This is a genomic window from Rossellomorea vietnamensis (assembly GCF_008180415.1).
Lineage (GTDB): Bacteria > Bacillota > Bacilli > Bacillales > Bacillaceae_B > Rossellomorea > Rossellomorea vietnamensis_C.
The window spans coordinates 39,240-51,338 of sequence record NZ_VTEI01000009.1; the positions used below are offsets into that span (position 1 = coordinate 39,240).

The 12,099-nt window shown below is 44.7% G+C and carries 7 protein-coding genes; all 7 read left to right on the top strand.

Features of this window, described 5'->3' with window-relative positions:
* Positions 1-51 precede the first annotated feature (51 nt).
* The 7 genes from FZC78_RS16250 (at position 52) to cccB (ending at position 11,663) form a co-directional block, all read left to right on the top strand.
* Positions 52-1,284, top strand: coding sequence for a glycosyltransferase family 4 protein (locus FZC78_RS16250; RefSeq protein ID WP_148941174.1), 1,233 nt, complete (start codon positions 52-54; stop codon positions 1,282-1,284).
* A 1,000-nt stretch (positions 1,285-2,284) separates the two neighbouring features.
* Positions 2,285-3,337 carry a YecA family protein gene (locus tag FZC78_RS16255; protein ID WP_148941175.1) on the top strand — a complete coding sequence of 351 codons (1,053 nt, stop codon included), beginning with the start codon at positions 2,285-2,287 and terminating at the stop codon, positions 3,335-3,337.
* A 185-nt stretch (positions 3,338-3,522) separates the two neighbouring features.
* A complete protein-coding gene (locus tag FZC78_RS16260; protein WP_148941176.1) occupies positions 3,523-4,992 on the top strand; it encodes a methyl-accepting chemotaxis protein in 1,470 nt (489 codons plus the stop codon).
* 529 nt (positions 4,993-5,521) lie between these two features.
* The gene (gene secA, locus FZC78_RS16265) at positions 5,522-8,041 is read left to right on the top strand and encodes a preprotein translocase subunit SecA (RefSeq protein WP_148941177.1); all 2,520 of its coding nucleotides are present in this window, start codon (positions 5,522-5,524) and stop codon (positions 8,039-8,041) included.
* Positions 8,042-8,826: 785 nt separating this feature from the next.
* Positions 8,827-9,928, top strand: a protein-coding gene (gene prfB / locus FZC78_RS16270) for a peptide chain release factor 2 (protein WP_148941178.1) whose coding sequence is annotated in 2 segments (ribosomal slippage) — positions 8,827-8,898 and positions 8,900-9,928 — 1,101 coding nt in all. Because the reading frame shifts where the segments join, the coding sequence is not laid out codon by codon here.
* A 443-nt stretch (positions 9,929-10,371) separates the two neighbouring features.
* The gene (locus tag FZC78_RS16275; RefSeq protein ID WP_148941179.1) at positions 10,372-11,247 is read left to right on the top strand and encodes a YitT family protein; all 876 of its coding nucleotides are present in this window, start codon (positions 10,372-10,374) and stop codon (positions 11,245-11,247) included.
* A gap of 59 nt (positions 11,248-11,306) precedes the next feature.
* On the top strand, positions 11,307-11,663 hold the full coding sequence (gene cccB / locus FZC78_RS16280; protein ID WP_148941180.1) for a cytochrome c551: 357 nt from the start codon (positions 11,307-11,309) through the stop codon (positions 11,661-11,663).
* Positions 11,664-12,099: the final 436 nt, after the last annotated feature.

Below are 12,099 nucleotides of genomic sequence, written 5' to 3' on the forward strand. Positions count from 1 at the left end.
ACTGCGTGAGAAAGTACTTTTAACACACTGCCAATCGAAAGGAGAGATATTATGAAAATATTATTGGCAACTGTATACCCACTTCCAGGCGGTGGAGGCATTTGGTCATTTGTATCTAACCTGCGTGCTGAATTCGAGCGCAAAGGACATACGGTAGATGTTTTAAGCACGGATGAAAAGAGTACGAAAATCAAGATTTTGAACAGCAGCACGGAGGTCGAGTTCGACCAGTATCAGGAAGCAGTCAGTCTTAACCTGCAAAAGACTTATCCCGGCCTGTTACCAAACTCGTTCATTTATTTCTGGGAGAAACATCGTTATTTGTATCAGGCTGCAGTATCAGAGCTGTCGTTGGAAACATACGATATCATTCACGCTCAGGATATCACAGCAGCCCTTGCGTTCAGCGCCATCAAGCCTGCTGGTGTTCCGCTGGTTACATCCGTGAACGGCTACTTCTCAGGAGAGATTTTCTTTCATTTGAAAACACTTCACCCAGATAGGTCAAATGAACAGTTATGGAGTACACCGGAATTAGTTTATTGCCAGGAATTTGAACGTCAGGGCTGTCAGGCAAGCGGCAGGCTTCATGCTGCCTCCAACTGGTTGACCCGTATTCTGACAGACAAGTATAGTGTTCCCCTCGCTAAGATTCACACTTTCGCTTATGGAATCGATCTAGAGAGGCTGCAGAAGAAAGGTCCGGCAGCACCTGCTAAAAATGAGGGAGACAAAAAAATCATTCTCTGTATGGGCAGGCTCGTGTACCTCAAAGGGATTGGACACTTGATCGACGCATTGTCTCACCTTAACAAGGAAAGAAAAGACTGGGAATGCTGGATCCTGGGGGAGGGAGATATGGGTGAACTCCTCAAAAAGCAGTGCGAGGAACTTGGTGTGAGGGACAAGGTGAAATTCAAAGGATTTGTAAAAAATGTCGTACCGATCTTACAGCAAGCAGATATCCTTGTTCATCCGAGTCTTCAGGAAACCCTGCCACACACTGTCATTGAAGCGCAGGCTGCCGGAATACCGGTGATTGTGAGTGATGCCGCCTCCATGCCTGAGATGGTCATTCACGGAGAAACGGGTCTAGTCTTTCCACATGGAAACAGCGAGGTCCTGTATACACAGATATCCACCCTTCTGAAGTCTCCGCAAATGAGGGAGGAATTGAGAATGAAAGCACTGGAGCGTGGGAAACACTATTGGGATTCAGGCAGGATGATTGCCAATATGGAAGATTTCTACCAGGAGGCCATTCAGGAGAATAAGGATGGCTGACTGAATATACTGCCCTCTGCAAAGTGAGCACACTGAAAAGTCCACAAAAGACTTTTAATGTAGTAGCATACCTTTTCCGCTTCAGGCGTTATGAAAGAGTGTTGGCTTCCGTTCAAGATGTCCATTCAGCTTGGTTGTGTACGTGATGGAATGGGCTTAATAGCTGAAGCGGTCTGTCATTTCATTATTGGGTATCCGGCGGTAGAAATAAGGAAACTTTTTCTCTTATTTTAGTTTTTTTCAGTCTTATGTAGTAAATATGAGTACCTTTTTCCTCTATTTACTATCTAAAATGCTGAACTACATTGAGAAGTGATGTCTGTCACTGTAGTGAATCAGCGTCTTTCTATCCACGCCCCGACAGGGAAACGTTTCAAAAAACATTAAAGAATTCTATACATTGCTTTCAAAGAAAAATTCAACTTTTATTCCTATTTAAGGAATGATAGTGGACTTTATCTTTGGTCATATGTAGATCAATAAATTCAATAGATCTCAGTGCCCTTCTGCACCATAACAATCCTGAACTTTGTTGAATGCATTGAGGTGAGTGGAATCAACCACTGATTAACCCTATGTACAGAATTAAAGGGACAACGGGTTTACTTGAAGTGCAAAACGTCATTCGCAGACCCAATCACATAGAATTCGCAGTTGAATGGTCTTAGAGATGCCAAGATCTCTAAGGCTGCTTCAGTCAATCCCCGTAAGGTGCAGAGGTTCATAGACGCTAAAAAGTTTTGATGAATAGGTGAAGAGATTCCTTTTTATGAATAAATACTTACTAATTAAAAATTTCGTTAACTCCAGAATCAGTGGGTATAAGTTCAATTTCTGAGTAAGCTGGTTTTTTGTCATTTCTTCCTTTCTTTATCGAATTAGAAAGTTTTACAAGAGGCCTCTTTTCCTCAAACAGTTTAATGTTTGGAGCAAGTAGACTATAATAATAGATTGTGAGCTTTATTTAAGGTACGAAAGAGAGCATCAGGAGGTACGACTTATGAAAACAATCGGCCGGAACGATCCGTGTGACTGCGGCAGCGGCAAGAAGTATAAAAAATGCTGTGGAAATCAAACAGCTGTCAATATTGATGACATGATTCTTGGGGAGCTTGAAATACTGCAAGCCCAGGCATATGACTATATTGCCGTACATAATAGTGAAGAACTTGAAAACGACTACCATCGTTATTTCTCAGAAATGGCGATGATGAATAAAGATCAGGAAATTTATGAAATGGCGTTCTTGAGCTGGTATGGAGTGACGAAAAAGCTGGAGGATGGACTTTCCCTGATTGAACGGTTTGTCGAGAAACAGGGCAAAACTGTAGGAAGGCCGCAAACGCTGGCAAGCCTCGAGAAGTGGAAGGCCCCGCGTCTGGCAGCCGGCATAGTGACATCCGCCAAGGGTTCAGAGCTTGTGATTCAGGATACCGTGGAAGGTGAGATATTCAATGTCAAAGGAGCCAACCCGGAAATCGTCGAAGGCTGCTTCTTTATTGGAATCCTTCTGCAAAATGGAACCACTTATCTTCCGTTTGCACAGTACTTTGTGTACCCGGGGATTGCTGAAATCTGCAAAGATGCCATGATTGAAAAGATGAGAAAAGCCGGAAAAGATTCTGTGGAAGAATACCTTGCTTCGGATTATCTTTATTTGGCCGATCATTGTTTTTACCTTTTCACAGGAAAGGGAGAGCAAAAGGAGGCTGAGACGGAGGCTGTGATTGAAATCGAAGAGAAGCAGAGCGTTGGTAATCCTGCTTATGCTGAAGCGGTTGAATCCATGGAATCCTTCTTGAAGGAACAGGGAGAAGCGCCGTCAAGCATTGAAAAAGCTGCAAAACTGCTGACCCAGTACTTCGAGAGCGAGTCTCCGAAAATCCGTAACCCGCAAATCTATTCGGCTTCGATTGTGGAAGTCATCAAAGCGGATACCGACTTGAAAAAGGACTATCTGCAGAAAGACCTGGCCGAAGCATTCGGCGTATCCGCCAACAGCATTTCCAGAAGGTCCAAGGAAATGAAGAAAATCCTGCTGGCAGCGGTTTAATCCATCACCGCGTCACCGCGTGAAGAGGGACAGTCCCTTTTAGTGCTTTAGAGCATTAATTGGGGACTGTCCCTCTTTGTGCGTTATGGTAATTTCTTATTAACGAAATGTAAAGATTTTGTCGAAAGAGTCGATATATAAGTTAAGCAATTATTTTACATTTTGTAAGAAAGTAGGAATTATTTATGAATGCAGTAGAGCAGCTTAGATTGGGCGATGTGAAAAAGAAAAATCTTCTCATGTTCATTACGTTTTTAGTTTCGCTGGTGGCAGCAGGGAGTTCATCTGCGGTGTCAGGGGAATTTTCTAAAACCATGCTATATTTGACAGAGTCGATCGTTTTCACTCTGATATTTATCACTTTTCAATTTGTAGTGAAGAAGTACAGGCTGTTTCCTTTGGTAAGCATCATTGTCATTCAGGCCTTTACCTTCTCGGCTCTTTTTGTCCTGTCTCCTGCCTGGGATATGGTACCGGTCATTTTTGTGCTCGGAATAATCTCAGCGCTGCATTTTAACAAGGTGGTTTTCGCGATAGGCTACCTGCTGGGGTTGGCCATCTTGATCACCAATTTTAATCTTATCGAAAAAACACCTTTAATGGAGAGTTTCGTTCCAACTGCGCTATTGGCTTATGTACTGAGCGGTGTCATGTTAGGAGTGATGATTTTCCTTAATAGAAAGCAGGACGAAAAGCTGCAGGAAATGATGCTGACGGCAGAGGAAGAGGCGGAGAGGCAAAAACAACTTAAGCTGACTCTTGAAGAAAAGGTGAGCGGTATTATTGGAGGCTTGTCCTCAGTCAATCAGCAGGTACAAGCGAATCTTGCTTCACAGGAAGAAATGAAAACGGCCATCGGTGAAGTTGCCTCCGGAAGCCAGGTGCAGACGGAACAGATCACGGACATTACCGAGAATGCGCTCAATACAAAGAGTTCGATGGAGCACTTGCATTCTGTTTCAGGGCAGCTCCAGGAAGAAACTGATAAAGCAAACCGCCATATATCCGATAGTGAAGAGAAAACTACAGAGCTGAACGAGGATATCCAGGAGCTTGCCGTTTTGGTCACAGAGCTGAATCAAACCTTCTCTATCCTTACCGAAACCATCAAGGAAACCAATACTTTTACAGGAACGATTAAAGCAATCACCGATCAAACGAACCTTCTCGCTCTTAATGCTTCCATTGAAGCAGCGCGGGCGGGCGAAGCGGGGAAAGGCTTTGCCGTTGTCGCCGACGAAATTCGAAAGCTTGCTGAGATGAGCAGCAGGACAACTGACCGGATCAACGATAATTTGGTGAAGCTGAACCAAAACAACGATGAAGCTCTGCAAAAAGTTAAAACAAGCAGTGACTTCATTACGAAAGGCATTGAGTCCACCAAGCATGTGACCAATTCATTCGGCCAGACGTCGGTTGTTTTCGCCAACCTGCAGGAACACGTGGGAACCCTTCTGCAGCTGTCAGAAGAAGTCAGCAGACAGTCGGAAAAAACACAGGGCTCGACAGCTGAATTGGCAGCAATCATCGAACAGTCCTCTGCAAGTCTTGAAGAAATGAGCGCTACTGTAGAATGCTTAACAAACGATAACCATTCGATAGCAGAATTGATGGGTGAGACAAGCGAAAAAGCGAACTCGATCCTTAATAACTGAAGCCCTAGGAATAGTGGCGTGCGGAAACCCGCACGCCGCTGTTTTTATGTTCATGCTCTGCCGAAAGGGACAGTATCACTTTGAGCTGTAACGCATTAAATCACACCGCTTTGCCGGTTGTTGTCACTACTTCACGATAGTGGTAATATTAATAGGGAATATTGCGTTTTTTTAAAAGGGTGTTTCCGTTTAAATTATTGCTTTCGGAAAAATCCAAAGAGCCGCATTTTTCCCCGAATATTAGGGGGTTCTTTTTAACGGAGACAGCAGCTCTTTTCCTATTTGCTTACCAGGATATTTCTGATGATCAAAGAGATATTCTTTTGAATTTATTTTCTATAGAAGATAAGTTTACGAAAAGAGCCTTTATTAAAGGATTTTGCACATAAATAGAGAACAATTACTAATGAAGATTTTATCAAGTTTGTGATGGCAGTATACTCTGCCTGCTGATATAACAATTAATGTACTGGCTGCGGCTCTATGCAGCTTTTTACAATACTATTTCGACTAGAAGGAGCGCTCATAGATGATTGGAATTTTGAATAAAGTGTTCGACCCCAACAAACGCGAGCTGAAAAAACTGGAGAAGTATGCAGACCAAATCGAGGCTCTTGGTCCGGATATGGCCAAGCTGTCTGATGACGGCATCCGCCAAAAAACAGAAGAGTTCAAGAAGCGCTACCAGGATGGCGAGTCCCTGGACAGTCTGCTTGTCGAAGCGTTTGCAGTTGTCCGTGAAGCAGCAAAGCGCGTCCTTGGTCTGTATCCTTACCGCGTCCAGCTCATGGGTGGTGCTTCCCTGCACGAGGGGAACATCTCCGAGATGAAAACAGGTGAAGGTAAGACGCTGACATCCACGATGCCTGTCTACCTTAACGCATTGACGGGAAAAGGCGTCCACGTTGTCACCGTCAATGAATACCTTGCCAGCCGTGATGCAGAGGAAATGGGGCAGTTGTATAACTTCCTTGGTCTATCTGTCGGACTTAACCTTAATTCCTTGTCGAAAGAAGAGAAGCGTGAAGCTTATGAAGCTGATGTCACTTACAGCACGAACAATGAGCTTGGTTTCGATTATCTGCGTGACAATATGGTTCTTTATAAAAATCAAATGGTGCAGCGCCCGCTTCACTTTGCCGTCATCGATGAGGTCGATTCCATCCTGATTGATGAAGCACGTACACCTCTGATCATCTCAGGGCAGGCACAGAAATCGACTCAGCTTTATATGCAGGCGAATGCTGTGGTCCGCATGCTGAGCAAAGAAACCGACTTTACTTATGATGAAAAAACAAAAGGTGTTCAATTGACGGAAGAAGGAATCACGAAGGTGGAGAAAGCCTTCAATATCGAAAATCTCTTCGATTTGTCTCATGTCACACTGAATCACCATATTCTTCAAGGCTTGAAAGCCCATGTCAGCATGCACAAGGATGTTGACTATGTTGTCCAGGACGATGAAATTGTCATTGTCGATTCCTTCACCGGCCGTTTGATGAAAGGCCGCCGTTACAGTGACGGTCTTCACCAGGCGATTGAAGCCAAGGAAGGGGTGGAGATCCAGAACGAAAGTATGACAATGGCAACCATCACATTCCAGAACTTCTTCCGTATGTATGAAAAGCTTTCCGGGATGACTGGTACAGCAAAAACGGAAGAAGAAGAATTCCGTAACATCTATAACATGAATGTGGTCGTGATTCCGACGAACAAACCGATTGCCCGTGATGACCGTGCAGATTTAATTTATGCATCCATGGAAGGCAAGTACCGTGCTGTGGTAGAAGAAATCGCAGAACGCTATCAAAAAGGCCAGCCGGTGCTGGTTGGTACGGTTGCGGTTGAAACGTCCGAGTTAATCTCAAGGCTTTTGACGAAAAAAGGCGTGCGCCACAACGTGTTGAATGCGAAAAACCATGAACGTGAAGCGGAAATCATCTTGGAAGCAGGTCAGCGCGGCTCAGTGACCATCGCGACGAACATGGCCGGCCGTGGTACGGATATCAAGCTGGGAGAGGGTGTCATTGATCTTGGCGGATTAGCCGTCATCGGTACAGAACGCCATGAATCCCGCCGTATCGATAATCAGCTTCGCGGTCGTTCCGGACGTCAAGGTGACCCGGGTGTGACTCAATTCTATCTTTCAATGGAAGATGAATTGATGCGCCGCTTTGGTTCCGATAACATGAAATCCATGATGGAACGCCTGGGCATGGCAGATGACCAGCCAATCCAGAGCAAAATGGTCAGCAGAGCGGTTGAATCTGCGCAGAAACGAGTCGAGGGGAACAACTTCGATGCCCGTAAACAGCTTCTTTCTTATGATGATGTCCTTCGCCAGCAGCGTGAAATCATCTACAAACAGCGTTTCGAAGTGCTTGATTCCGAAAACCTTCGTGAAATCGTCGAGTCCATGATCAAATCGGTCATCGCCCGCTCTGTGGAGGCTCATGCGCCGATTATCGAAGAAGAAGAAAAGTGGAACCTTAAAGGAATGGTTGATTACATCAACGCCACACTTCTGCAAGAGGGTGACATTGCGGAAGCTGACTTGACAGGCAAAGAGCCTGAAGCCATGATTGAACTGATTTATGCGAAGGTTCAAGAAAGATATAACCAAAAAGAAGAAGAACTGACATCTGAGCAGATGCGCGAGTTTGAAAAAGTCGTCCTTCTTCGTGCGGTAGATACAAAATGGATCGACCATATCGATGCGATGGATCACCTCCGCCAAGGTATTCACCTGCGTGCCTATGGACAGACAGATCCTCTTCGCGAGTATCAGCATGAAGGATTCGCGATGTTTGAAAACATGGTGGTTGCCATCGAGGAAGATGCTGCCCGCTATGTGATGAAAGCCGAAATCCGCAACAACCTTCAGCGTCAGGAAGTCGCAAAAGGCCAAGCGGTCAATCCGAAAGAGGATACCAGCGGAAAAACCAAAAAGAAACAGCCTGTACGCAAAGCAGAAGATATCGGACGGAACGATCCATGTCCTTGCGGAAGCGGTCAGAAATTCAAAAACTGCCATGGGAAAGTAGAGTAAGTTCTTATTCATTTAGCCTGCTGAAGTGATGATGGGGATTTCCTGACGCTTGTTATGATGAGTGTGTTCCTGCCTATTTCACTTCATATTAATAAACTTTAGATGGCGATAAGAATAGTAATTTGTTGCGGTAGTGAGAAAGTCGAGTACTCCGTTATAAAAGATGTGATTTGAGGAAAGTTTCATTCTCACTCCACTTCTTTATATAGGACGGATCTTCGCTGCAGGCGTGCGACCTCCTGCGGGACTAGCGGTCGTCTAGTTCCAGCGCCTAGCCCCTCGGGGTCAAATAACCTCAAGAGAATAAAAGGAAAAATCGCCTTTTTTTCTCTTGAGAACATTTGCCTGTCAGGGCTAACCAAGGCGCTTCCACTTTTGCTGACAGGTGAGACCCCCAATCCAGTTGCAGCGCCCAGCGACTATCAGATTTCGGTCTCTCTCCTTGCGATAAGTCATCATCGAATCGCTAACGCTCTTCGTGATTCCTTTATCTCATACGAGAGCCCTAAAATCTGTACGTCGCTAAACGGCCGCTTCCGCTTTTTATGAAGCCGAGGAGGCTCAGCGCCCGCCTCGTGGAGTCGTACGCCTGGAGTGGAAATCCACTATATTTCTAACTAGAATAATATGTACGTTATTAACGCAAAAAAACTACCTGATTTCTCTACAGCCAAAAGAGTGTCAGGTAGTTTTTTGCAGAATGAACAACCATGAAACTTTGCTAATTCTATGAAACAAACGTTATAATTAAACTTATGCTTACTAATTAAACAGAGGTGAATTTGATGGAACTTTTTGAAGTGAAATCACAATTGGAAAATACAGCTAGGAAACTTGCGGACTTCAGGGGGTCTCTTTGACCTCGAGAACAAAGAAGCGCGCATAGCTGAATTGGATGAAGTCATGCTGCAGCCTGACTTTTGGAATGACCAGCAGTCAGCCCAGGGTGTCATCAATGAAGCGAACGGATTGAAAGAACTTGTTAATGAATATAGGGATATGGAAGAGATGCAGGAAAATCTCGAAGTGACGCTGGAACTTGTTAAAGAAGAAAACGATGCAGAACTTCAGGAAGAGCTTGTAGAAGAGACAATTGATTTAAACAAACGTTTGAATGAATATGAACTTCAGCTTCTGCTGAGCGAAACGCATGACAAAAACAACGCAATCCTTGAGCTTCACCCGGGTGCAGGCGGAACGGAATCACAGGATTGGGGTTCCATGCTGCTGCGTATGTACCAGCGCTGGGGAGAGAAAAAAGGATTCAAGGTGGAAACGCTTGACTACCTTCCTGGAGATGAAGCGGGGATCAAAAGTGTGACCCTTCTGATCAAAGGCCATAATGCGTATGGTTACCTGAAAGCTGAAAAAGGTGTCCACCGTCTTGTCAGGATTTCACCGTTCGATTCATCAGGCCGCCGCCATACTTCATTTGTGTCTTGTGAAGTAATGCCGGAGTTCAATGAAGAAATCGAGATTGAAATCCGTACAGAGGATCTCAAGATTGACACGTACCGTGCGAGCGGTGCAGGCGGACAGCATATCAACACAACTGACTCTGCTGTGCGTATCACTCACCAGCCGACTGGCGTTGTCGTGACGTGCCAATCTGAACGTTCTCAGATTAAAAACCGCGAGCAGGCGATGAAAATGCTGAAAGCGAAGCTCTATCAGAGACGGATTGAAGAGCAGGAGCAGGAAATGCTGGAAATCCGCGGCGAGCAAAAAGAGATCGGCTGGGGAAGCCAGATCCGTTCCTATGTATTCCACCCATACTCAATGGTCAAGGACCACCGTACCAATACAGAAGTGGGGAACGTGCAAGCGGTCATGGACGGAGACATTAATAACTTTATCGATGCCTATCTTCGTTCCCGCATTAACTAAATCAGTTCAACGTAAACCTTCCTTATTAATAAGGAAGGTTTTTTTCGTGAATGGAGATAACATAACAATTCGGTTCTGAATTGATATAACCCGATGAGAATAAAAGTTAAGACTGCCTTTTTTCTCTTCAGCATAATACCTGCCGGCGCACTTCCGTTTTCTAATCGCTAAAAGGGACAGTCCCTCTTCGTGCGGTGATGCATTAACACGTTAAAGTGGCAATATTTACAGCACCCATCCCTCATGCTATACTCTCAAAGGCTGAAGCATAAGCGGTATAGCTGGCAAACGCTGCCTGTGAATTAAATGAGCGCTTTAACGTTTTAAAGTGCAAAGAGGGACAGTCCCTATTCGTGCTTTAAAGTGCTAAAGCCCAACTCTATAAGTGAATTCAGGGTTGTTGGCTATACTAACTACTACTACATCAAAGGAGAATGACTGAGATGGGAAACAAGGAAAAAAGACGCCGCGGGAACACATATAATCCCAGGCTTGAGAAAATTTTGGAATATGTTTATGTACTCGTTGGATCGGCGATAGTCGGGATTGCCTTCAACGTATTTTTACTCCCGAATGAAGTCGCATCCGGTGGTGTGAGCGGGATTTCCACTATTACAAAAACGGTCTTTGAATGGAAGCCGGCCTTTGTTCAGTGGGCCTTCAACGTTCCTCTGTTTATTGCAGGACTTATTTTCCTGGGATATCAGTTCGGCTTCAAAACCGCTTTAGGAACCATCTTCCTTCCGTTCGTGGTTTATTTGACAGAAGACTGGGAAGCCTGGACGATGGATCCGCTTCTGGGTGCACTTTTCGGAGGAATTGGGGTTGGCCTGGGGCTTGGAACCGTTTTTAGAGGGAAAGCTTCAACAGGCGGAACCGATTTGGCTGCACAGATCATCAATAAATATTCCGGGCTGACACTCGGTACATGTGTAGCGATAATTGATGGAATGATTGTTTTGGCAGCTGCCATTGTTTTTGATATTGAAAGAGGATTGTACGCCCTGATTGGTTTGTATGTTACAAGTAAAACCATTGACCTGGTCCAAGTCGGCTTCGGCCGTTCCAAAATGGCATTAATCATCACAAACCGCCAAGAGGAAATCAGAGAAGGCATTTTGAATAAAATTGACCGCGGCGTGACAAAACTATCTGCATACGGCGGATATACCGATGATGAGCGTCCCATCCTCATGGTCGTAGTCGATCAAAGAGAGTTCACAAGATTGAAACAACTGGTCAAAAGCATTGATTCGACTGCGTTCGTCGTAACAATGGATGCCTCCGAGGTTCTGGGAGAAGGTTTTAAACGGGTGTAATCCTGGTATAATAAGGAATGAGAGGGAGTATCATTTCTTTTCAGTCGGGAGGAATTATTATGAAAAAGACATTAATGGCTTTTTTGCTGGGTTCGACCTTGGTACTAGGAGCTTGCGGCAACAATGATGACACTGCATCAGAAGAAGCCAGTGACGCAAACAATCCGCAGGAAGCTGCGGATAGCGCACTTGGAAATGATATTGACCCAGAAAAGATTGTTAATCAGAAGTGTTCCAGCTGCCACGGCGGCGACCTTTCAGGTGGAATGGGGCCGGCTTTGAAAAACATCGGATCTGAGTTAAGTGCAGATGAAATTCTATCAGTCATTCAAAATGGTAAAGGCGCAATGCCGAAAAACATCATTGAAGGTGACGAAGCAGAAGCAGTTGCTGACTGGCTGGCGAATAAAAAGTAAAAGAGAGAAAAGAGAGTCTTCGGGCTTTCTTTTTTCATTTTTGGATAAAAAATTAGGCAGAGTTCCTGAGTCCTGCTTCTGGCTGTTCCTATGGAGCAGACCTATACATAGTCACCGAAAATGGATCACTCCCTGCCGAAGTAACTCCAACGTCATACATATCTCAAAGAAATTGGCCTACTCCCGACCGAAGCAATCCCATTCTCATACAATCCTGCGTGCGATCGGGAGGACCTAAGTAAATGACGGTTATACCTCGTTATAATTAGCTCCTTCCACAAGGAAGCTCTGATCTTTATCAATTCCAGATTGGCCTGTGATTATATCGAATAAGAAGACAACTTTCCTTTTAAAAGAGATAAAAAAAAGTGCCAAACGGCAAATTTAAAACCAGTAAGGTAAATTCAAGCACTTCATTACTCAGCTAGCTTGAAAA

Excerpts from the sequence above, each read along its gene's own strand:
- FZC78_RS16255 (WP_148941175.1), top strand. The coding sequence starts at position 2,285 with ATGAAAACAATCGGCCGGAACGATCCGTGTGACTGCGGCAGCGGCAAG.
- FZC78_RS16260 (WP_148941176.1), top strand. The coding sequence starts at position 3,523 with ATGAATGCAGTAGAGCAGCTTAGATTGGGCGATGTGAAAAAGAAAAAT.
- secA (WP_148941177.1), top strand. The coding sequence starts at position 5,522 with ATGATTGGAATTTTGAATAAAGTGTTCGACCCCAACAAACGCGAGCTG.
- FZC78_RS16250 (WP_148941174.1), top strand. The coding sequence starts at position 52 with ATGAAAATATTATTGGCAACTGTATACCCACTTCCAGGCGGTGGAGGC.
- cccB (WP_148941180.1), top strand. The coding sequence starts at position 11,307 with ATGAAAAAGACATTAATGGCTTTTTTGCTGGGTTCGACCTTGGTACTA.
- FZC78_RS16275 (WP_148941179.1), top strand. The coding sequence starts at position 10,372 with ATGGGAAACAAGGAAAAAAGACGCCGCGGGAACACATATAATCCCAGG.